This is a genomic window from Rhodococcus sp. H29-C3 (assembly GCF_030063405.1).
Classification (GTDB): Bacteria; Actinomycetota; Actinomycetes; order Mycobacteriales; family Mycobacteriaceae; genus Rhodococcoides.
This window is the reverse complement of the sequence record NZ_JASITC010000011.1, coordinates 41955-63289: the sequence shown is the minus strand read 5'-3', so window position 1 is coordinate 63289 and position 21335 is coordinate 41955. Positions and strand designations below refer to the sequence as shown.

At 62.0% G+C, this 21335-nt stretch carries 18 protein-coding genes and 4 pseudogenes; 9 read left to right on the top strand and 13 right to left on the bottom strand.

Annotated elements, in window-relative coordinates; all coding sequences use genetic code 11:
- Positions 1-50: 50 nt before the first annotated feature.
- Positions 51-440 carry a helix-turn-helix domain-containing protein gene (locus tag QMK32_RS19905; protein ID WP_283476963.1) on the bottom strand — a complete coding sequence of 130 codons (390 nt, stop codon included), beginning with the start codon at positions 438-440 and terminating at the stop codon, positions 51-53.
- A 54-nt stretch (positions 441-494) separates the two neighbouring features.
- Here QMK32_RS19905 and QMK32_RS19900 point away from each other — a divergent pair, with 54 nt between their 5' ends.
- Positions 495-1358 (top strand): alpha/beta fold hydrolase, encoded by an 864-nt coding sequence (locus QMK32_RS19900; RefSeq protein ID WP_283476962.1) that lies wholly within the window; start codon positions 495-497, stop codon positions 1356-1358.
- A 146-nt stretch (positions 1359-1504) separates the two neighbouring features.
- Here QMK32_RS19900 and QMK32_RS19895 read toward each other — a convergent pair whose 3' ends face one another.
- Entirely contained in the window at positions 1505-2356 is an 852-nt protein-coding gene (locus QMK32_RS19895) for a helix-turn-helix transcriptional regulator (protein ID WP_283476960.1), read from the bottom strand.
- A gap of 138 nt (positions 2357-2494) precedes the next feature.
- On the opposite strand from QMK32_RS19895, the gene QMK32_RS19890 reads away from it, so the two are divergent.
- A complete protein-coding gene (locus QMK32_RS19890; RefSeq protein WP_283476959.1) occupies positions 2495-3274 on the top strand; it encodes an NAD(P)H-dependent oxidoreductase in 780 nt (259 codons plus the stop codon).
- Positions 3275-3386: 112 nt separating this feature from the next.
- On the opposite strand, the pseudogene QMK32_RS19885 reads toward QMK32_RS19890, so the two are convergent.
- From QMK32_RS19885 to QMK32_RS19875, 3 genes and pseudogenes are all read right to left on the bottom strand, one after another.
- A pseudogene (locus tag QMK32_RS19885) lies at positions 3387-4084 on the bottom strand (site-specific integrase); the annotation flags it as partial.
- Between the two features lie 404 nt (positions 4085-4488).
- On the bottom strand, positions 4489-4749 hold the full coding sequence (locus QMK32_RS19880) for a Txe/YoeB family addiction module toxin (RefSeq protein ID WP_283476957.1): 261 nt from the start codon (positions 4747-4749) through the stop codon (positions 4489-4491).
- On the bottom strand, positions 4746-4997 hold the full coding sequence (locus QMK32_RS19875; protein ID WP_283476955.1) for a type II toxin-antitoxin system Phd/YefM family antitoxin: 252 nt from the start codon (positions 4995-4997) through the stop codon (positions 4746-4748). The genes QMK32_RS19880 and QMK32_RS19875 overlap by 4 nt, the downstream gene beginning before the upstream one ends.
- Positions 4998-5307: 310 nt before the next feature.
- Between QMK32_RS19875 and QMK32_RS19870 the strand changes: the two genes are divergently transcribed.
- Positions 5308-5598 (top strand): type II toxin-antitoxin system Phd/YefM family antitoxin, encoded by a 291-nt coding sequence (locus tag QMK32_RS19870; RefSeq protein ID WP_283476717.1) that lies wholly within the window; start codon positions 5308-5310, stop codon positions 5596-5598.
- A gap of 29 nt (positions 5599-5627) precedes the next feature.
- Complete coding sequence (locus QMK32_RS19865) at positions 5628-5876, top strand: type II toxin-antitoxin system RelE family toxin (protein ID WP_502943717.1); 249 nt, start codon at positions 5628-5630, stop codon at positions 5874-5876.
- Positions 5877-6036: 160 nt separating this feature from the next.
- On the opposite strand, the pseudogene QMK32_RS19860 reads toward QMK32_RS19865, so the two are convergent.
- The 3 genes and pseudogenes from QMK32_RS19860 to QMK32_RS19845 form a co-directional block, all read right to left on the bottom strand.
- Positions 6037-6775 (bottom strand): annotated as a pseudogene (locus QMK32_RS19860) (transposase); the annotation flags it as partial.
- Positions 6776-7414: 639 nt separating this feature from the next.
- Positions 7415-8599, bottom strand: coding sequence for an MFS transporter (locus QMK32_RS19850; RefSeq protein ID WP_283476953.1), 1185 nt, complete (start codon positions 8597-8599; stop codon positions 7415-7417).
- On the bottom strand, positions 8596-9399 hold the full coding sequence (locus tag QMK32_RS19845; RefSeq protein ID WP_283476951.1) for an alpha/beta fold hydrolase: 804 nt from the start codon (positions 9397-9399) through the stop codon (positions 8596-8598). The genes QMK32_RS19850 and QMK32_RS19845 overlap by 4 nt, the downstream gene beginning before the upstream one ends.
- A gap of 65 nt (positions 9400-9464) precedes the next feature.
- On the opposite strand from QMK32_RS19845, the gene QMK32_RS19840 reads away from it, so the two are divergent.
- Entirely contained in the window at positions 9465-9806 is a 342-nt protein-coding gene (locus tag QMK32_RS19840; RefSeq protein WP_283476950.1) for a MerR family transcriptional regulator, read from the top strand.
- A 266-nt stretch (positions 9807-10072) separates the two neighbouring features.
- Here QMK32_RS19840 and QMK32_RS19835 read toward each other — a convergent pair whose 3' ends face one another.
- The 5 genes from QMK32_RS19835 to QMK32_RS19815 form a co-directional block, all read right to left on the bottom strand.
- Positions 10073-10393 (bottom strand): hypothetical protein, encoded by a 321-nt coding sequence (locus tag QMK32_RS19835; RefSeq protein ID WP_283476949.1) that lies wholly within the window; start codon positions 10391-10393, stop codon positions 10073-10075.
- A 276-nt stretch (positions 10394-10669) separates the two neighbouring features.
- Positions 10670-11479 carry a DUF2637 domain-containing protein gene (locus QMK32_RS19830; protein WP_283476948.1) on the bottom strand — a complete coding sequence of 270 codons (810 nt, stop codon included), beginning with the start codon at positions 11477-11479 and terminating at the stop codon, positions 10670-10672.
- A 157-nt stretch (positions 11480-11636) separates the two neighbouring features.
- A complete protein-coding gene (locus tag QMK32_RS19825) occupies positions 11637-11999 on the bottom strand; it encodes a hypothetical protein (protein ID WP_283476945.1) in 363 nt (120 codons plus the stop codon).
- Between the two features lie 431 nt (positions 12000-12430).
- Complete coding sequence (locus QMK32_RS19820) at positions 12431-13351, bottom strand: ParA family protein (protein ID WP_283476944.1); 921 nt, start codon at positions 13349-13351, stop codon at positions 12431-12433.
- Between the two features lie 2376 nt (positions 13352-15727).
- Positions 15728-16093 (bottom strand): VOC family protein, encoded by a 366-nt coding sequence (locus tag QMK32_RS19815; RefSeq protein ID WP_283476942.1) that lies wholly within the window; start codon positions 16091-16093, stop codon positions 15728-15730.
- 95 nt (positions 16094-16188) lie between these two features.
- Here QMK32_RS19815 and QMK32_RS19810 point away from each other — a divergent pair, with 95 nt between their 5' ends.
- The 4 genes and pseudogenes from QMK32_RS19810 to QMK32_RS19795 all read left to right on the top strand — a co-directional run.
- Positions 16189-17154 (top strand): helix-turn-helix transcriptional regulator, encoded by a 966-nt coding sequence (locus QMK32_RS19810; protein ID WP_283476941.1) that lies wholly within the window; start codon positions 16189-16191, stop codon positions 17152-17154.
- Positions 17155-17508: 354 nt separating this feature from the next.
- Positions 17509-18684, top strand: a pseudogene (locus QMK32_RS19805) (site-specific integrase).
- A gap of 212 nt (positions 18685-18896) precedes the next feature.
- On the top strand, positions 18897-20516 hold the full coding sequence (locus tag QMK32_RS19800) for an ATP-dependent nuclease (RefSeq protein ID WP_283476939.1): 1620 nt from the start codon (positions 18897-18899) through the stop codon (positions 20514-20516).
- A pseudogene (locus QMK32_RS19795) lies at positions 20513-21253 on the top strand (UvrD-helicase domain-containing protein); the annotation flags it as partial. The gene QMK32_RS19800 and the pseudogene QMK32_RS19795, both read left to right, overlap by 4 nt.
- Positions 21254-21335 lie beyond the last annotated feature (82 nt).

Below are 21335 nucleotides of genomic sequence, written 5' to 3'. Positions count from 1 at the left end.
CAGCAGGTAGGCGCAAAGCTGACGACCCATGAGGGAACAGAGGGTTCGAGTCAATCGACGGTTCGCGAACCGTAGGCGTTCCGCCCATACGTACTGCAATCAGGGCATCGTGTGAGCAAATCATGCACACAACCGACGACGTGGGTGAGAAAGGTTTCCGCATCGTTCAGCTGCGCTTGCCGAATCCTGATCCGGCGTAAATGGGCTGCGATCATCTCTGCCCGCCCAGCTTTGCCTCGGTGCAGGACGCGTTTGATATCCGCCAGGCTCATTCCCACCGATTGACACGCGCGAAGCACCCGCAGTCGATGCACATGCTCCGCCGTGTAATCGCGGTGACCGGCAGCCGTGCGATCGGGGACAACGACTCCCATGTCGTCCCAGTGTCGGAGCACGTGATCGGGGACGTCCACGAGTTGTGCCGCTTCTCCAATTCTCACGGAAGCATTGTCTCAGATTGACTTCAGGTCGACCTGAAGTTTTAGCGTGGAATAATGACTGTGCCGACGCTCGAACTACCGGATCCGATCTTCGTGACCGTGGACGGGGTGCGGATCGCGACCTACGAACTGTCGCCCCGCCGTCCACGTGCACAGAACGAAGTGGTGTTGTGCCACGGAACTCCGTGGTCGGCACAGGTGTGGGCCGACGTCGCCACTCGACTGAGCGAGGGCAATCGAGTGTTCCTGTGGGACATGCCGGGGTACGGCCAGTCGGACAAGGGACCCGAGGTGGACACCGACTTGGTTTCTCAGATGTCGCGTTTCGCGGCGCTGCTCGAGCACTGGAAACTCGACGAACCCCGTGTGATCGCCCACGACATCGGTGGGGCGGTCACACTCGGAGCGCACCTTCTCCACGGGCGCAACTACGCCGGCCTATTCCTGTGGGACGTGGTTACCCTCGAACCGTGGGGTTCGCCCTTCTTCCAACTCGTCGCCGACCACAGCGAGGTGTTCGAGGCACTGCCTGCGGCGCTACACGTCGCCTTGGTCCGCGCCTATATTCGCGGAGCTGCAAGTCAGCCCATGAACGACGAGGTCATGGCGACGCTGACCGCACCATGGCAAGGCCGGAATGGTCAGAGCGCGTTCTACCGTCAAATTTCGCAGTTGCGTATCGAGGACACCAGGCCGGTCGCAGCGGCACTCAACCGAGTTCGCTGCCCGACCGCAATCGGGTGGGGAGAGCAGGACCCGTGGATTCCGCTAGCGCACGCCGACCGGCTTGCGCAGCTGTTGCCGGATGTCCCCCCACCGACAGTCATCGAAGGCGTCGGCCACCTCACACCCGTGGAGGCATCCGCGGCAATGCACCACGCAATCGAAAGCTGGCTTACGTACCTGCACCAGAAATGAAACAACCAAACCCCGAACTTCGACTGATCTGGACGCTCACTCGGCAGCGCCCTCGGAACCTGAGTGTTGATTGCTGTGTGGAGTCCTCCGCACCGTCAAACGAAGCAGTTTCCGCACCGCACCGCGCCGGGTCTTGGACATTATTTCTACGGACGTAGCGGTTCGGCGTGAGTTGAAGATGCAGTATCCGCTGATTCCGCTGCCAAGCTGTCGAGTAGGCGAAGGCTGTCTGCAGTGGAGCTGTCGGGGATAGCGGTGAGGACGATCAGCTCGAGACCGGGTTGGTCGGGTAGCGCCAGGTTCTCCTGATGAAATTCCAGCAGGCCGACGAGTGGGTGTCGGTAGGTCTTGCGTCCGTGGGTCCGCGCGCGCACGTCCGCGCGGGACCACAAACGCCGGAATCGTGCACTGCCGATGGACAGTTCGCCGATCAACGACGCCAATCGCGGGTCGTCGGGAAAGGTGCCAGCCGCCAGCCGGAGGTGACCTACGACGTCGGAGGTGCACGCATCCCAGTCGGCGTAGAAGCCCCGGTCGGCTTCGGCGAGGAACAGGTGACGGGCGGTGTTCAGACCAGGTATCGGCACCCCGTACAGCACCTGAGCGAGACGGTTTCCGGCGAGCACGTCGAGCCGGTGGTTCATGATCAACGACGGCGCACCGGCAGCGTAATCGAGCAGGCCCAGCAGCTCCGGCCGTAGCTTCCCGTTCGGCGTCTTCGCGCGGCGACGACGCTGCCGAGCGAGGCGGTGCAGGTGCTCGCGTTCGGTGTCGTCGAGTTCGAGGACGCGCGCCAGTGCATCGAGGACCTGCTCGGACGGCTCAGTGGCGCGGCCCTGCTCCAAACGAACGTAGTAGTCGACGCTCACTCCCGACAGGTGCGCCACTTCTTCGCGGCGCAACCCCTCCACCCGGCGGCGGCGATCGGCGAAGATACCCACCGACTCCGGGTCGACACGAGAGCGCCGGGTCCGCAGAAAGCTCGCCAAATCATCCACCGACCCAGTATGGCGCGCTGCGCAGCCCTCGATGGTGGTCCTGGTAGTACCAGGAAGTGCCGTCCCGGGAAGTGCGGCCCCTGAACAGGAATGTCGATGGCGCCCAGAATTGCAGGCACCACCGACACAGGAGCCCCCATGAGAACTCTGATCGTGTACGCCCACCCGGAACCGACGTCGTTGAACGGCTCGCTCAAAGACCTCGCGGTGACGACGTTGGAGGGCGCCGGGCACGAGGTGCGAGTCAGTGATCTGTACGCGATGCGGTGGAAGGCCGTCGTCGATGGTGACGACTTCGGTGTCCACGCATCGAACCCGCTGCAGATCGCCCGGAGTTCCGGGCAAGCGTTCGATTCCGGGGCGCTCACTCCGGATGTTATTGCCGAGCAGGAAAAGCTGCTGTGGGCGGAGACGATCATCTTCCAATTCCCGCTGTGGTGGTACTCGATGCCCGCGATCCTAAAAGGCTGGGTGGATCGGGTGTTCAGCTTCCACTTCGCCTACGGCGTCGGGGAGCACAGCGACACCAAGTACGGCGAGCGATTCGGGGAGGGCGCCCTCACGGGACGAAGAGCGTTGCTGTCGGTGACCACGGGTGGCCCGCAGTCGCACTACAGTGCCCGTGGAATCAACGGTCCGATCGATGATCTTCTGTTCCCGTTCCAACACGGAATCCTGTATTACCCGGGCATCGAGGTGCTGCCACCGTTCGTGGTGTACGGCGCTGACCGGATGAGCAGCGACGAGTACCCCGGCCTCGCAGACAAATTCACCGAAAAGCTGCTCACATTGGAGTCGACGGACCCGATCGCGTTCCGGCCACAGAACTTCGGCGACTACGACATCCCGTCGCTGCGCGTCAAAGACGGTCTTGAGTCGAACGGCCGAACAGGGTTCGGGTTGCACATAAAACACTGAGGACACTTTTTTGGGTAGAGAACCTCGCACCGCAGAGGCGTGGTGCCTCGTTGATCCGTCCCGGTGTTTCCGGAGGGTTCGTCTCAGGGAAAGATGAAATCTCATGGCAGCACGCTTTCACCGCTCCCCTGCCCTCTTGGTCGGTCTTCGACTTCCGTAACCGGATGTGGAGGCCGTCGTGCCGATGCACAGTGACGTCCCCACACACGAGATCGGAAAGTTCGCTGCGCCGGAATGCGCCGGCGAACCCGAGAAGCAGAATCGCCGAATCACGACGTTCGAGGACCTCGTCGGCCCAGCCGCGGCCCCCCGCCGCGCCGTCTCGACGAGCAGCTTGATGTCCTCGACAAGCAACGGGTCTCGCGGTGCGCGGGGCCGGTCCCCCGCCGCGGCGTACTCCCGTCTGATCCCCGACTGGGTCGCGGTAACCAGTTCGTGCGCGGACGGCGAAAGGTGGCCGGTTGTGCGGTGCTGGTGATTGATTGCGGCGATCCAGGTGCCGAAGGTGGCGACGGCGTAGGCCCTTTCCCCCGTTTCGGTGCGGGTGTCGGCGTCGACGAGGTAGGCGGCGACGGTGATCGGGTGCGCCGGCAACGTCACGTGACCATTCGCCTGGCACCAGTTGGAGAAGCGCCTCCACGCGGCCGCATACGTCTTGCGCGTTCCCTCCGACCGGGAGGACTGCACGGCACTCGCGATCCGCTTCGCGACGGCGGGCGGGATCTCCGGCTCGACAGCCACCGACCCGGCACGCTCCGGGATGCCCACGGTAGTGGTTGCCGAAGGTGTTCGGCCCAGTCGAAAGTCCATACGAGCAGCCTAGCGCAGGTCGCGGACACCCCTGCAGAGCAAAACTGTACTGAACTGCTGTTTTGTCAACGATGGTGCGGAAAATGCAATTTACATAGCTGCAGCCGGTGACGATATTTTGAGATGAGGTTGTTGAATTATATTGCACTGCAGATAATTACGATTCTGCGACGCTATGACGTAAGTCGGTCTATCGGCGTCGTGTTGAAGCTATTGCAGCGCAGAGTGTTTCAGTGCATGCTGCGGACTATTGCAAGGCAGCGACGTGCTGTTCGGGACGGCCATGGCGACTGGATGTGTGCAGGCGGTCGCGAATTATCTTCGCTGCTGCTCGTAACGCTATCGATGCCGGGTGCGGATCGCCCGCTGCGTGCACGATCGCAGTCCGTCGTCTGGCTGCGATGTCAGCTTCCGTAGTGGTATCGGCAGGCCGCGAGTCTGATTTCGTTCTCGTCGAGTTTGTACACAAGTCGGTGCTCGTCGGTGATTCGACGCGACCAGTAGCCCCGAAAACCGTGTTTGAGGGGTTCGGGCTTACCGATCCCCTCGTTGCCGTTACGTTCGATATCCTTGATCAGCGCGTTGATTCGCTTGAGTACCTTACGATCCTGGGTTTGCCACCAGAGGTAGTCCTCCCACGCGCTTTCGTCGAACACCAGCTTCATTCGAGCAACTCACGAGCACTCCCCGCACCGTGTTCGAGCCGATCGATCGAAGCCAGCAATCGACGGGCGTTCTCGGGGCTCCTGAGTAGGTAGGCCGTCTCCTTCAACGACTCGTAGTCATCGAGCGCCACCATCACCACAGGCTCGTGGCCGGCCCGGGTGATCACCACTTCTTCGCGGTCGTCGGTGACTGCATTCAAGGTTTCGGCATACCTCGCCCGCGACTCCGAGTACGTCATGGTCTTCACTGTTCACCCTCCAACATCTACGTACAACAAATTGTACGTGACCGGATCGCAGATGCAAGGCCGCGGCGCGATTCACATCAGACCCTGAGCGGGTACTGCTCGATCGAGGAGCGACTGCTCGATGGTGTGGAACCGATCGCACTCGGGACCATGGGTTCGAGAGTTTCGGCCGCGGTCGACGCTGTGATCCTTTGCCGTGTCCCAGTCGCGCCGTGGTCAGCGCATAGCTAAGCACTCGGAGGTGGGTAGCGACCAACTTTTTGACTTTCTGACTGGAAATGTACTCGAACCCATTTGTTGCGCTAGAATTGTGTACATGACGACTCTTCCTGTTGCCGACGCGCGAGCGCAGCTGTCGCGTTTGGTCGACGAGGCCGAGCACACGCACGAGCGGTTCGAGATCACCCGCAACGGGCACCGCGCTGCTGTTCTGCTGGGCGCTGACGACTACGACGCGTTGCGGGAGACGATCGCAGTGTTGTCGGATACAGATCTGCTGACTGCGCATTTCGCCGGACAGTCTGAGATCAATGGTGGGGACGTCGTAGATGCAGCAGGCTTGGAACGGCTGATGCGTAACGCGCGGCCCTCTGACGAGTGAGCGAGCCTGCCGAACGGTACCGGTTGATCATGGCGCGCTCGGCCGCGCGGGCATTGTCGACGACGTTGCCCGAAAAGGTCGCGACAGCGGTGTACGAGTTCGTCACAGGCCCGCTTCTGGACAGTCCGCGTCGGGTGGGCAAACCGCTCGATCCCCCGCTGGCGCTGGCCTACAGTGCCCGCCGGGGCACGTACCGGGTGCTGTATCTGATCAACGATAAAAACCGCACGGTGGAAGTCACCGCGATCTCGCACCGCGCCGACGCTTATCGCACCTGAGACATTAACCCTGAATGCACCGATGGACTGATTCGCTGAAGTCGGAATGCGTTGTGCGGTAACGGGTGGGGTGTGGACGTGGTTGGTCACCCGATCTCGGCTATCGGGTTGTTCCACTGAGCCTTTCGTGTTGCGGGCGGGCAGGGACGCTCTGGTTGGGTCAGGATATGGGCATTTCGCCCGAGAACATGCTGTCGAACAATGTGACCCATGCCCTCTCCCACGGCCACTTCTCAGGGAGGTGCAGGGTGAGCCTGCGTGCGGAGCAGGCGATGCGAGTCGGGACCGAGATCAGGGTTCCCCCGATTGTGCCGGTCGTTGCCTTGGCCAGCGACTTCTCGCCGGTCAGTGTCGTTGCGGCGCGGGTGAGATTGAACGCCATCACCGCGCACACCAGCCAGGCAGCGTTGGCGCAGAAATGTCCCGACGGCATGTGGGCGAGGGCGGAGTTCTCAGATCGGCGTGGACTTGATCGATGATCGCATGCCGGCGTTGGACCTGGTCGGCTGCGACGGTGTCGAGGTCGTCCAGGTCGGTGGTGGCGGATGAAGGCGTGGAACCGCCACACATCGAACAATTCCCCCTGACCTTGATCTTTTTCGGTCGCAGGTCCAGGATCCGTCGCACGACGAGCCTGCCGGAACGTGGTGCGCTTTCTTCTGGGATGCGAACGCGGTGAACGGTATCTCGGCGACTTCTGCCACCGAGAGCCACTGCTGGGTGTTGGTATCGTAGACGGCGTTGGTGTAGCGGATCGGTCTCCAGGCATCGGCCGGGATCGAGCTGATCGCGGTTTTGATCACCGAATTGAGTCTGGTGGTGATCGAGACATCTGCGCCGCCGCGCAGCGCAGCACCGATCGTCGGATATCCGAAGAAGGCGGAATCAGCGCACCAGAGACTTCGACAGCACCGGGCCGGTATCGAGAACGGTTGTCGCCGCACGCAGGTGGTCGACGGTGGTGAGGGTGGCCCGGCATCGCGGAGCAGGTGCAGGCACAGGTCGATGCCAGCCGCCACACCTGCACTGGTCATCATCTGCCCCTCGTCGACGAACAGCACGTCGGGATCGACGTCGATCAAGGGGTATCGGTCTACCAGCTCGGCGGCGCTGCTCCAGTGCGCGGTGGCCCGACGTCCATCGAGCAGACCCATGGCGGCAAGCGCGGACGCTCCACCGAGCAGATGGCGTCGAACACGTTCAGCGACTCGTGCCAGGGCAGCTCTGCTTCGCTGAACCGGGCGACGAGCACGTCGCCCACACCCTGCTCCCGAAACCCGCATCCTCGTCATCGAGCGCGCGGGGAGCGTTTGAGGAGTCCACCGCATCCATCGACGATTCGGCACGCATGGGTTTTGTCCTCCGTCGGCACTGGGGGCCGATGGCAACGGGCTACATGGGTTGCGCCGCGATCCACCAGTTCAGGCTGCCGTCGAAAACCCTTCCGGTGCCGCCAGCCTGGATCGGGTCTCCCGGCCAGTAGCCGGGACTACTGCACGGGTGTGCGCCGGGGGCCAGCCCCGACGGGCTTCGACCCATCAGGTGACTCGTGCGGGTGGGCGCACTCCGCGGATGACCAATGCGAGAGCCGCGACGGCGAGTGCAGCGGAGAGGACGGGTAGTTCGGCCGCGCTGAGTGGTCCGAGTGCTGCCGCCCCGGCCGCTGATCCGATGGCGATGCCGAGGGAGAACCCCACGACGTAGACGGCTGACGCGGTGTCGCCGTGATCGGGAGCGATACGAAGCACGGTGTCCTGCAGCACTGCCGGAGCCGCACTGAACGAGGCCGCCCACAACAACACTAGAACGACGGCGACCACCGCAGCGCCTCCCATGAGTGCCGGGCCGAGGCCCGCCAGCGATACCGCGAACACAACGAACAGGACGACACCGGTGCCGCGGTTGAACCGGTCGATGTAGCGTCCAACCAGGCGCACCCCTACCAGGCCGGCGACGCCATAAGCGGCAAGCAGCACCGCATAGCGACTGCCGGTGATACCAACTGGTTCGACCAGCAACGCGAAGTACGTGTAGCTGACGTAGTGCGCGATGGCGACCATCGCCGTGATGCCGCAGATGGCCCCGAGCCGTCGCCACGGCAAGGCTTGCGCGGACGAACGCGATGCGACGCTCCCAGAGGGGCGACCCGGCAGCCGCGGCAGAACCCTACGGATGAGGACCGCGACAACACCCGCAGAAATCGCCAGCACCGCCGCTGCGGCGCGCCATCCGAAAGCCTGACTCAGGGCCGCCGACACCGGGCTGCCGATGACCAGACCCGCCGCGGAGCCGACAAATACTGCGGCAGTCGCCCGGCCCTTCGCACCGTCCGGTGCCAGTGATGCAGCGGCGACCGGCACGACCGCCCACACGTAACCGTGGGCGACGGCCGCGACGACCCTGCTCAGCATGGCGGCCTCGAACGTGGGCGCTGCCGCCAACGCCACCTGCGACACCGCAAGCAGGATCATCGAACCCACCAACACGGTCCGTCGGTCCCTGCCAGACAGCCAGACCACCACCGGGATCGCAGCCAGTCCAGCCGCTATGGCGTACCCGGACAAAAGCAGGCCTGCGGTCGACTGGCGAAGGTCGAGCCCCGCGGCGATCTCGGGCAACGCGCCGACCGGAAACATCTCGGCCGTCAGGTAGACGAACAGTGCCAGACCCAGTACCAGCAGGCGTCCGCGCAGCTTCCGGTCCCACCCGGTGGCGACACTCACAGTTCGTGGCGGGCCAGGAACGAAGCCACGTCCTCGATCCAGCGGACGGTCTCGTCGGGGGTGAAGATGTGTCCGGCGTTGGGGTACTCGAGTACCTCGGCACCGGCGATGCCCGCGCCGAGCGCCCGGGTGGTGCTGGGCAGGACGATGCGGTCCTGACCCGCCACGACCACCAACGTCGGCACGCTCACCTGCGACAGCAGGTGTTCGACGTCGACCGACGCGGCGAGGACCGCCTGCTCGGCTCCACCCTCCGGGTAGTTCTCGAGTGCTTGCGCCAGTGCCACGGCTCGTAGCTCAGGTGTCAGGGCTGTCAGCACGTCTGGGGATGCTGCGTTGATCATCAGGTTCGCGAGACCGTCCCACTCCTCCAACTCCGCAAGCCGGCGCCATAGCGCCAAGAACCCGTCGGACTGTGCGTCGGACTTCGCGAGCCCGACGGTCAGAACCAGACCGGTCACCCGTTCAGGGTGGCGAACTGCAGCCGTCACGGCGACGGCGGTGCCGAGAGACAGCCCCAGCACCGGGAATCTCTCGTGCCCGGCGCGGACCATTGCCTCGACCACAGCGTCGGCCAGCTCCTCGAGGTTCAGCGGTGCCGTGGCCATCGGGCTGCCACCGGAGCCCGGATAGTTCATCCCGATCAGCGTTCGGTCGGACTTCGATGCCTCCATCAGTGGGGCGAAGTTGAGGTTGACTCCCCCGCCGGCACCATGGGCCAGAGCCAGGGGTGGGCCGTCGCCCTCGCGGACGACATGAGCGGCATCGAGCAGGGCAGAAACATCGGGTGAAGGAATCATTCTTCGACGCTAGGCATTGACGTTGGTGTGAAGGTCAAGCCCTAGCCCGAGAAAAGGTCGATCTGATGCTCATCGGAGAACTCGCCAGGCGGTGCGGTGTGTCGACGCGGTCCCTGCGTTATTACGAGGAACAAGCCCTCCTACGGTCCAACCGCGACACCAACGGATACCGGCATTACGACGAGTCCGCCGAGCTGATCGTTTACCAAATCCGCGGCCTGCTCGACGCGGGGTTCGGCACCGACGCCATCGCGATGATCCTTCCGTGCGCCACCGGCCCCACACCACACATCGAGATGTGTCCCCAGGTCGCCGCCGAGATGCGCCGCACCCTGACCAACATCGAACACGACCTCGGCAACCTGCAACAACGACGAGACTCGGTACGCACCCTGCTAGGGGCCTGACCTCGCCGGTTTCCTCTGACCCGCCACGTCGCCGCCCTCGAAGAACCCGCCGCGCTGATCGATAACCTCAGCGAAACAGCGATCCAGTGCCTCGTGGTGGGCCTATGCTCATAGCTGGGGCCATCTCCCCATTCCCGAGGCTGGCGGGGTCGGTCCCCCGCCGCGGCATACTCCCGCCGGACCCCCGACAAGGTGGCAGCGACCAGTTCATGCGCGGACGGCGACAGAGGCCCGGACCTGCGGTGCTGATAGTTGATCGCCGCGAGTCAGGTACCGAAGGTAGCGACGGCGTAGGCCCGCTCCCTCGATTCGGTGCGGGTGTCGGCTGCGTCGACGAGGTACGCGGCGACGGTGACCGGGTGCGCCGGCACCGTCACGTGACCATTCGTCTCGCACCAACTGGTGAAGCGTCTCAACGCGGCTGCGTAGGTCTTTCGCGTTCCTTCAGACCGGGAGGACTGCACGGCGCTCGCGGTCCGCTTCGCGACGGCGGCCGGGATTTCCGGCTCGACAGCCACCGACCCGGCAGTCTCAGCGATGCCCACGGCAGTGCTCACCGCGGGTGTTCGGCTGGGTCGGAAGTCCATACGGCAGCCTAGCGCAGGTCGCCGACACTTTCGCAGCCCAAAACTGTGCTGAACTGGCGTTTCACCAAAGATGGTGCGGAACATTTCAATTCACGTCCCTGCGTCCTACACGACTGTTTGAGAGTTTCAGAGGTTAATAACTCTGCAGCAACAGATTCGCGAACTTACGCGTATCTGACGAAACTCGTTCAGGCGTGATCGAACCAGAATTCATTGCGACACTAGGGCCCTTCAGGGCGCGCAACCGAACGCTCGACGCGACGGGCGAGACGCCGCCTATGCGAGAGCTGGTAGGCGATCACGTTCCTCGACCGCATACTTTTGGTTAAACGCGGCGGTCGTTTTATCGACGCCGCAATGTTTAGCGGTCGTCATCTGCAGGTCGAACCATTCGGCGAGATGGGCACTAACCATTGACGAATCAACACCTAGCTCGGTGGCGACATCATTGTAGGACCATTCAGGATGCTGAAGGTACACAAGCACTGTCGCCCAGATGACCGGGTCCAGTCCCCCGCTTTGCTGCTCTGTGGACGTGGTTGCCGCGGTGTCGGACACACCCGAACTCGGCTGTAGTTGCTGAACGTCGGACTCAACCACCGCCGCCTCCCACTTTCGCGGCGCACGCAGAATGACCGCAAGCACCTCGGTCATTCCGAGTAGGAAGACCGGTGCCACAGTGGCGATTCCGGCTGCAATGATAGCTGGTACCGCATTGGGGGTTAACGTTGCGTGATACCCATTGCCGAGAATCGATGCACCGGCCGCGACTACGAGGACAGTCAGCACGAATCTGCGGCCTCGAACTGTTCCTGCGTCCGAGTGATGGGACAAAGCGAGCGCGATCACCGTCGTGGCGACGATTGCACCGTCGAGAACGACGGGCAGTACCCATCCTCGCCTTGGCTCGGTTCCGGCCATGATCGCCAGCTCTCGAAGCGCGGCGAAGGACAACCAGAACGAGGATGCGGCGATTCCCACAGTGAGAGCAATGCCGGTCATTAGCGCGGCGAATAGTACCTGCGGATGGACCGTCAGCGCAGGCGGTGAGCCGACTGCACCGCTCTGATCGCTGCGAATGTCCATTTAAGACTCTTTCTGTGGTCGACTTTGAGCCTCTGAGGGACGCATCGGATCAACCCTGTCACTCGAGTTGCGGCGTTCGCGGCGAGCCGGTCCAGATGTTGTCGCCGAGGAACCTCCGTGCCTAGCTATAAGTACACTCCGGCTCAATCCAGACAGCTCAGCTGACGCGCAGGTATAGACGTAACGCCTGTTCGACAAGGGCACTTCTACTACCGGCACCCCAGTCGGTAGCTAGCTGGTCCAGGACCGCGACGTCAGAGTTGATGACACCGCCGAGCGGAACCCGAGATTGGGGCGCATTGTGTCGCCGGCGTGTGGGCCTTCCTGCCTCCGCCCTCTTGAATAGTCCCCCGCTCACGCGCGGAACAGCACTCGTCCAATGCTCCTTCAATTCGCCTGCATGCTCCTCGACGGCGTCGAGCACGACCTGCCCGTATGAGCGTGCCTTCGTCGGATCTACGCTCCGCTCTTCGAGCGTGAGCGACCTCAGGGCACGGTAGATTTCGTGCGGCAGTGCCACTTCGGGTGGCGCTACACGGTTTATGCTCGTCGCCAAGTCCCGTTTTGCGCCTTTACGTCGCGCGTCTGCACGACGCGACGAGCTCGGACTGTCGCCAATCTGGCTTGGTGCAGAGACGGTTTGGGCGGATTCTTTGACTGTCTCAGGGTCATCTTCGGTTGCGGTGACTGGCGAACGAGGCTGCTCTGCATGGGGCGCCCTGTCCGCGTCGGTCTCCTGAGCGGCCTCCATTACAGCACTGTCCCTGTCAGGACTACTGTCCTCAATACCTGCTGGAGCGTGAATAGGCGGCGATGTCCGTCCACTATCGGCACGAGGCACAGTATTTCCGCCCGCAGCTGCAGCATCTCGAACTAGGTTGAGCGGCGGGAGCAGGTCGTCCAGATCGTTGAGTGCGTTCGGATCGAATGCGGCACGGCGCTTCTTGGTGCTCACGCGACACCGCCTGCGACTCGATCACGTTCGGCGTTGGCGACGCGGTTGAGAATTTCGCGAGTCAAGGCCTGGTAGTCCGATGCAAGCCCGGATGCGTCCCTGGACCATAGTCGGTCGCTGGGCTTGCCTTTCTGACGCAATCTTTGCAGACGGCTCTTTTGATCCGATTCTGCGACTTCGACGAGTTCTAACGGGGTGAGATGGCGCGTCCGAAGATCGACCGCTGCGGCACGGTCAGATCGAATGAACGTCTCGAACGGGTCGGCGCCGCTGCCTTCAAGAAGATCATGCACTTGATCAAACACCTCACGATTTCGCGCTGTGGCACGAGGATTTGTGTCAAAGAGGACTACACCGAGTAGCTGGATCAGAGATCCCGCTTGCCGCGCTCGCAGATAGCGCATCGCTAGGAGTTCGACACCAGACAAGCTGGCATCGTCATCTTTGGTAGGTACGACGAGGTATCGAGCGGTCCCCAGCAGCGCCTCTAAGAGTGGGGCGTCGCCAGGGCCGGAGTCAAACAGGACCAGGTCGTAGTGCTCGACATCGTTCAAGTCATCCAGCGTTTGAGTCAGGTTGCGTCGCAGATCGATCCCTGTCTGCGACGCTGTGGCCGCCACGGACGCAACAACCGCGAGCGCCGGTCCGCCCGGAATTACATCGAGGTTTGGACGAACATCCCGAACAGGCGTCAGCGCGTGCGCGAATTGCAACGCCATACTGAGGCCGCGCCCGCCGTCGCCTTCGACCCCGAGATCGGACGAGGTGACGTTAGCTTGCTGGTCCGCATCCACGACGAGTACTCGCCGTCCTGCGGCGGCGACCATCCCCGCCACAGCTGACACGATCGAGCTCTTACCAACGCCGCCCTTCTGATTGGCGACCAGCACTGTCCGAGAAGTTCCGGTTGTCGTCACCCGTATGAAAGTACCGGATACGTGCCAGGAGTATGTCCCGCGACACGCACGTTGATGCAACCTTTCAAACCGTCTTTCTCAAGGCTGCGCTACCCGCTATGCGACCGGCTACCAACATTGCCTCACCACCAGCCGCTTACCGGCTCACAATTACGGCTGTTCGAAGACCTCTGTGCACTGCCTCTTAAATCGCGTTTGCTACAGCCTATGAAACAGCGATATGCAAAGCCTCCTGGACGGCAGAGTGTGTTGCGTAACATATTGCGTTGTGCCAGGCGACTAGAGCAGCTGGGCTAAGTGCTTGATAGGCCGCCTTATGTCTGGCTTTATACCTGGCCATAACAAGCACTTTCCGATGAGCGTAAACCAGACCCTTCTAGTAACTTGATAACCGACCTGGCATATAACAAGTCGATCGGCCACAGCGATGCACATATGTCGTTACTTTTAGAGGGGCTTATGCAGGCACGCAGTCACGTCCAGTCCAAATGCTGCCACTTCGGGCGGCTTGCAGTGCGGGGACATATCTTTTGCATCGTGCATTTGCAAGACCGATAACAAAGTCTGCTACCTGCCCATGCTTAAGCCCATACGCATGGGTGTACGTATGGGCTTAAGCATGGGCAGTCGCAAGTACACGCATCTTTCCGCTGTTCAGAGGCTCTTCTTTGAAGTCTAGCTAAAGCAGAAAAGCATCGAGCCAGGGGAGCCGCTTCGCCTTCGCAGGCAAACTCAAATCTCAGGCAACGGGGCGAGGAGGCATGTCGGGGACCACCGGAATATTCACACCGCAGTCACTTATCGCAACACTGGTAATCATCGGCAGCGGTGCGGCACGACTGCGCCACTGATAGTCGATTCGGACTGCATGTCGGCGCGCTACATCAACACATTCGCCGATACAATCAAAACTTGAGGAACCTGTTTGAAGCGGATTTAGCATCCACGCCAGGACTTAAGCTAAGCCCTGCCGAAGCTAGATAGCGCCTGCAAACCCCCGTTGCTGGGTTGCCGCCGCGCGGACAGTCCTCAGCGCTGATCGACTGCTGGTTTGCACGGTCGAAGCTGCTCAAGACTCATTGCTCTTTCTGTGCGCGCGTCGTGCTGCTCTCAACACCAGTTGCGCCCATTTCCGCTCCCGGATAAAGCTATTACCGCGGGATCGGCCGTGGAGTATCTCCTTTTTGAAGGCCTATAGAAAGTGACGATTCGTCCCGGCTCCGTTCTCGATCGAGCTGCAGACGGGATGAGGATGCATGAGCTCGCCGCGTGGGGGGCCTGGCATATCGGAATCTGCTACCTCCAGGTATGCCTTCACACGCCTCGCGATAGTGCCCGATGTCCGGCTTTACGTATGGCCTGCTGTATGGCCATACGTATGGGCTTATTTGATCGAGACACCCCGGTTATTGAGGCTTGCTCACGAACCATCGATTGACAATCCCGGGTTATTTCTAACCAAAACCAGCGTTCGGCTCGCAGGCAATTCACTGAGGCTATATTCGTCACTGTGACAGTTCAGCTGCCCGAGGGGGAAACGACCTGATCTCCAAGAATCTTGCGGTTGCCCCAATTGGGGCGGCCTACCCAGCCCGCGATGGTATGGGGGGAGCACCTTTTGGGCGCTGATGAGGCCGATCTACGTCAACCACGCCGACTCCGGAAAACGAAACACCAGAAACAGACTAAGCGGGCCCCATCATTGCAACAATGATCTTGCCGCAGAACCGAACGAACCGTCACATCGGACGGACAGCGCTAGGCGTCGTCTGATAGGAACTCGCCGATGACTCGACAGAGAAGACCCGATTCGCGACTCCTGACGGGTTGAATCCAGAAGCGCTCTTAAAGCCGACTGAGCAGCGTCATGTCGCCGGCCGCGTCGATGTCGTGCGGCCAGTTTAGGATGCCGTGAGCACGAACAAGCTTCGATGTAGCTCGTAAATTGCCTGTTCTCGGCTGGTTCAGGCTGGGTCGTCGAGGCCTGGGCCCTCAGTTCAGGACGCTGACATTTTGGTGGGAACTGTGAAGTGACACCGAACTTGTCCAAAAGGACAGGTAGTTGTCCACCGCGATGAGCGTGAAATGCCGGTCCGGTGTGCCAACTAGCCTGTCCAATGATCGAGATTTGTCGGTTTTCGCGCACGTTGTGCCATTGAAGTTGTCCAACGCGCAGGACTGGCCGATCAGGTGTGCCTTCGCGTGCTGTATTGGCCAGCGGTCGTCAATGACGAGTCGCGCGACCTTCAGACGGTGGCGCGCGGTGAGGGCAGCATTCGGATGTGACATGTCTGAGCTCCTGGACAAGGCGAAGGGCCGGCCATCGTGCGTGGCCGGCCCTTCGAGAACGAATGTAGGGGGTAAGGGTCGTGAAGCTCAGTCCACCGGGGAGACCCGGATGAGGTTGCCGTCGGGGTCCGTGATCACGAACGTGCGGCCGAAGACAGCGTCGTGCGGCTCCTCCACGACATGGACTCCCTTCGAGACCCAACTCGTGAAGACCTCGTCCACTGCGGACGCTGCTCCCGGCACCATCAGCCCGACTTCGCTCGTGCGAGGAGTGCTCGGGACCGCGTGTTCGCGGCCCCCCGTCCACAACGCGAACAGGACGCCGGGGGCTACCTCGAAAGCCACGTAGTGGGGACTGGTGAAGGTCGGTTCGATCTCGAACAGGTCGCTGTAGAAGGCCGTAGCGGCCTCGGAGTCGCGGACGTAGATCAGGAACAGGTTGGGGGCGGGCATAGAGCGCTCCTCAGATGTTGGATTCTCGGTACCGCTCCAGTTGATCGCTTAATCGCGACAGAACCTGTCACCTTTCTCTGAGAATATTGGTCAGCATGAAGGCTTCGAGGCTGTTGCACCTCTTGCTGCTCCTGCAGACACGTCAGCGCATCACCACCACCGAGCTCGCCGAGCGTCTGGAGGTGTCCCGGCGGACTGTGCTGCGGGATGTCGAGGCGCTCTCGGCAGCGGGTGTGCCTGTTTATGCCGAACGTGGGCGCAGCGGTGGGATCGTTCTGCTCCCCGGTGCGCGGCTCAACGCATCCCATCTGGAACCACCAGAGCTGGAGGTCCTCTCCGTGGCTGGTTTGGACAGCACCCAACTCGAGCGCTTGGGTCTGTCGGCAGTGCAGGAGTCGGCCGCGCGCAAGATCGCCGCCCGCCAGGCCGCAGCAGCTGAGTCGCCGAGCCTGCTGCGACTGGCGGACCTAGTGCTGGTGGACAGCAACGCGTGGCTTGCTGACTCAAAACCAGCGGTGGACGTATCGGATCTCGCCTCGGCCCTACGACACCGACGCCGGCTGCGAATCCAGTACCGGCACAGCGCTGAGAAACAGGCCTCGGCGCGGGTGGTCGACCCCTACGGGGTTGTGGCGAAATCAGGCCGCTGGTATCTCGTTGCCGACGACCAGGGGACCGGTCGGCTGTTCGCTCTGGAACGACTCTCGGCCTACGAACAACTCGACGCGCCAGCTGTTCTCAGACCGGATGAGACCCTCCGCACCAGGTGGGCTGCGTTGAAGGAACGCACCGAGAAGCCAGGCCGCGTGAGTGTGACCGTCCGTCTGCGAGAAAATGGCCTCGACCTGGCACGGCGCATCCTCGGCACCCGCATCCACGATGTCTCCGACCCGGAAAACGGCTGGTGCACCATCGTCGTCCGCTACCCCGAAATCGAGTCAGTGCGCCAGCTCCTCCAGTTCGGCAACCACATCGAGATACTCACCCCAGAGGCAGCACGCACACGCATCAGCCAGCTTGCCAAGGACCTGGCTGAAAGACACTCGACCCCAGCCTCGTGACTGCTGAGCGGACGTCCCAACGAGCGCAGTCGATCTCTCGGTCAAGGGGGCTCCGGTCGCGTGGGGCGGCGGCGCGACTCCGCACTTGAACTGCTTGACCAGCGGAGCAGGCGTTGGACAAACCCTGGGCACGATTGGACAGAAAGGCTGTCAATTGGACAACCAGCGTGTCACTTCACAGGAACTCTCAAGATGGAGACCCTAAACGGTGTCAATCGCATCTGTATCCAGTCACCCACGAATTTGTGGATGTTACGCACGTAAATTGCATTTTCCGCAGCGTTGGTCGCGTTTTGCCAGTTCAGCACAGTTTTACTCTGCAGACGTGTCGGTGACCTGCGCTAGGCTGCTGATATGGACTTCCGACCAGACCGTGCACCTGCGGTGAGCACTGTCGCGGGCACCCCCGTGGGCGGCAGATCGTTGGCGGTCGAGCCGGAGATCCCGCCCGCCGTCGCGAAGCGGATCGCGGCCGCCGTGCAATCCTCCCGCTCCGACGGAACGCGCAAGACCTACGCGGCCGCGTGGCGACGCTTCACCAACTGGTGCGAGACGAATGGTCACGTGACGTTGCCTGCGCACCCGATCACTGTCGCCGCGTACCTCGTCGACGCCGCCGACACCCGACACGAAACAGGAGAGCGGGCTTACGCCGTCGCCACCTTCGGCACCTGGATCGCAGCGATCAACCACCATCACCGCACCACCGGGCATCTATCTCCGTCGGCGCACGAACTCGTTGCCGCAACCTTGTCTGGGATCCGGCGGGAGTACGCCGCCGCGGGGGACCGACTGCGCCAACCGCGGGATCCGCTGCTGGTCGAGGACATCAAACTTCTAGTCGAGACGGCACGGCAGCGGTGCCGGGGCTAGGCCGACGAGGTCCTCGAACGCCGCGACTCCGCGATCCTGCTCCTCGGATTCGCCGGGGCCTTCCGCCGCAGCGAGTTATCGGAGCTCGCGTGTGGGGACGTCACCGTGCATCGCCACGACGGCCTCCACATTCGGCTGCGGAAATCGAAGACCGACCAAGAGGGCAGGGGAGCGGTGAAAGCTCTGCCGTGCACCGACTCTCACGACACCTGCCCACCCTGCGCGTACGTCCGTTGGGTCCAGGTCGTCGCGGCCTTCGACGCAGGTGGCCGTCCGTCCGTGATCCGCCTACTCCGGAAGCGAGAACCGTTCGACGCTCACGTGTGTCGTGGGGGAGTGCCACGCAGCGCCGCTCGCGCGCCGCTGTTCCGGGCCATCGCCAAGAACGGCAACCTGGGAGCGACCGCGTTGTCCGGGGCAGCGATCCACCAGACCATCCGACGCCGCGCCGAACAAGCAGGCTACGACCCTGCCGCTCTCACCAAGCTCGGTGGGCACTCGCTCCGCGCCGGATTCGTCACCCAAGGCACCCGCAACGGCGCCGACGGATCCGCCATCGCCCGCCAGACCGGTCACGCCAGCCTCGACTCCGTCGAGGTGTACCGCCGCGAGCACGCGCCTCTTGTAGGGAATGCCGTCACCGATATCGGGTTGTAGGGACCGAATTGAGCGGAATTGCGTTGCCCGATGGCGCTGGTACGAAGCGAGGACGGTCTCGTATACGGCGACAATTATTACAGTCTTATAAAAAACCGAGGCCGGGTTCTCAATGACGCCGGTAACGATTCGACCAGACCAGATGGTTCAATAATCTCGCACGGTGCACATGGGAGCAGTGCCTTCGCTCCAGAACCTGAGGGGAGGCGGCCATGCGCCTGACCAGAATTAAAATCTCGAATTACAGTCGGATCCAGGACCTCAACCTCGAGGTGCGAAGGCATGCGGTCATAGTCGGCGCAAACGATGTGGGGAAGTCGTCGATATTGCGCATGTTGAACCTCCTGCTGGGAACTAGTACTGCAGCGATCTACCAGGCCCTCAAGCTAAGCGATCTGCGAGACGTTGAACAGCCACTAGTGGTCAATGCCTGGTGGTCGGAGTTCACAGACAAAAACCGTCGTCCCTTCCCCTCGGAGATCAGCATCGCTGACGATCAGGTCAGCGAGTACCTCTGGGTCCAGATGATCGTCGAGCCAGACCTTGAAGACGACCAGACGGTGACGATTCGGCGGTGGTTTCCGGAAAGCGGGCATGGGAGGGGGCCAAGCCGCGAACAGCTCGAGGTGTTTGGTTGGCGTTACCTCAAGGCGACGCGTGGGGCGTCGCTGATGGAGGGTGCCCACAGCCCAGTCCGGACGCTCCTCGCGGCCGCCGACCTCGGAACGAACGAAGAAGCTTTGAAGGGCCTGTTAGAACAGTTCAATGAGAAGATTGCTGGCAACGAGTCCGTCGCCGATCTACTCGGACGCGTAGCTGACCATCTCAGTCGTTCGATGCCACGCGCACTCGCCAAAGAAGACTTCTCGGTTCGGACGGTGACCGACCCGTCCAGTGACGTATTGCAGGATGTCACGATGTTCCTCAACCGAGGCGGCACCCATGTTCCGTTGGTGGAGCAGTCCGACGGCGTCCGCCAGCTCATGTCGATGACGCTTTTTGACCTCGCCGAGGGAACGGCCAACATCCTCGCAATAGACGAGCCAGAGATCCATCTGCACCCGACAAGCCAGCGGACAGCAGCGGACCTACTGAGCGGCGGCGGAAATCAGAAGATCATCGTTACCCACTCGCCATACATCCTGCACCGCTTCGAGCCCGCAGAGGTCATCGCAGTCGACCGGGATGGCAAGTGCCACCAGGTGGGAAAGGCGGAGCTGTCGAAGGTTGACAAGGTGAGAGCGCACTGGTGGTCGCCGCGGCTTCTGGAGGCGCTGACGGCTCGCTTCGTAGTAGTCGTCGAGGGTGCTGCCGATCGAGTAATTGTTGAATCGGTGGCCCAGCATTTGGGCGTCGACTTCGATCGCCTTGGTGCGGTGGTTATCGAACTGGATGGCGCCGAAAAGTTCAAAAACGTTTTTCCACTCCTCGGACCCGACGGTTTCGGGCCCACGCTGCTAGGACTAGTCGACGAAGCCGAGAGCGGCTCCTGGGTGGGCGCTTTCGGCGGCAGGCCCCGCGACGTCATCGACAAAAAGGTATTCGTCTCGGCAGCCGATCTTGAGGACGAGTACACCGCCGCGCTCGGCGGCCCAGCCGCGGCGAACGCACTCATCGATGGAAAGTTCTGTCACCACCAAGCACTACTGCAGTCCACCGGCGTCGAGACAATCGAGAAAATCGAGGCCACAGCAGTAGCGAAATTTTGCAGAAGCAGAGGCAAAGTGGACGCTGCAACCTGCATCGCTGAAGCCATGACACCGAACACAGCGAAAAAAATCGGCAGCGTGGCGCGTCTCGTGGGTGTTCTACGCGAACTGAGCAGCCAGTGAGTGGGTTTTCGCTCAGTAAGGAACAGCTCGATGCGGCCACGTCATCCAAAAACCATTTACTAATCATTGCCCCGCCGGGTTGCGGAAAGACAGAGGTTCTGGCTCACCGTGCCGCTCACCAGATCGGCCACCTTGAGCGAAATCAGCGAGTGTTAGCACTGACCTTCACCAAGCGGGCTCGTTCGAACCTCGAAGAGCGGCTTCGGTCAGTTCTCGGCCATACGAAGGCACGCCGCCAGATCGTGGTTCACAATTTGCACGGTTTCGCGACGCAGGTTGTCCTCGGACATGGCAGGACGATCGGCCTCGACATGAACGAATTGGTATTTCCGAAAACGAGTACCATGCGGCGGGCCATGGAAGCAGCGGGTCGCGGGTCCGCTATGTATGAGGCCGAGCGAGTCCTGAGCGAAATCAAACGGGCACCGCTCTCGGACGCCGAGGTGTTGACAGCCATTCGGCAGCGAGGTCCCACGCAGGCACTCGAACTTGCGGAGAGAGTCGAAAGATCGCGGCAGGAGACTAACCAGCTGCACTACGACGACCTACTTCGACACGCGCAGCGCCTGCTCCGCATTCCCGCAATCGCGCGGCTTTATCAGGCGCACTTCAACGCCGTTTTGATCGACGAGTTTCAAGACCTTTCAATGCAACAACTAGATCTCGCCCTACTGAGCTGCACGTCAAGACGTACTTTTGCCGGAGATCCTCTCCAGGGCATCTACTCGTGGGCAGGGGCCGCGCCGGCCGAGGTTGAGGCGGAAGTTCAAAGAACTTGCGGTCAGCCATTTAGGTTGCGCGAATCTTACCGTTCTTCGC

Coding starts and splice junctions, on each gene's coding strand:
- QMK32_RS19810 (WP_283476941.1), top strand. CDS start 16,189: ATGAAGGCTTCGAGGCTGTTGCACCTCTTGCTGCTCCTGCAGACACGT.
- QMK32_RS19815 (WP_283476942.1), bottom strand. CDS start 16,093: ATGCCCGCCCCCAACCTGTTCCTGATCTACGTCCGCGACTCCGAGGCC.
- QMK32_RS19845 (WP_283476951.1), bottom strand. CDS start 9,399: ATGATTCCTTCACCCGATGTTTCTGCCCTGCTCGATGCCGCTCATGTC.
- QMK32_RS19890 (WP_283476959.1), top strand. CDS start 2,495: ATGAGAACTCTGATCGTGTACGCCCACCCGGAACCGACGTCGTTGAAC.
- QMK32_RS19835 (WP_283476949.1), bottom strand. CDS start 10,393: ATGGACTTCCGACCCAGCCGAACACCCGCGGTGAGCACTGCCGTGGGC.
- QMK32_RS19830 (WP_283476948.1), bottom strand. CDS start 11,479: ATGGACATTCGCAGCGATCAGAGCGGTGCAGTCGGCTCACCGCCTGCG.
- QMK32_RS19865 (WP_502943717.1), top strand. CDS start 5,628: ATGGCGCGCTCGGCCGCGCGGGCATTGTCGACGACGTTGCCCGAAAAG.
- QMK32_RS19840 (WP_283476950.1), top strand. CDS start 9,465: ATGCTCATCGGAGAACTCGCCAGGCGGTGCGGTGTGTCGACGCGGTCC.
- QMK32_RS19900 (WP_283476962.1), top strand. CDS start 495: ATGACTGTGCCGACGCTCGAACTACCGGATCCGATCTTCGTGACCGTG.
- QMK32_RS19880 (WP_283476957.1), bottom strand. CDS start 4,749: ATGAAGCTGGTGTTCGACGAAAGCGCGTGGGAGGACTACCTCTGGTGG.
- QMK32_RS19800 (WP_283476939.1), top strand. CDS start 18,897: ATGCGCCTGACCAGAATTAAAATCTCGAATTACAGTCGGATCCAGGAC.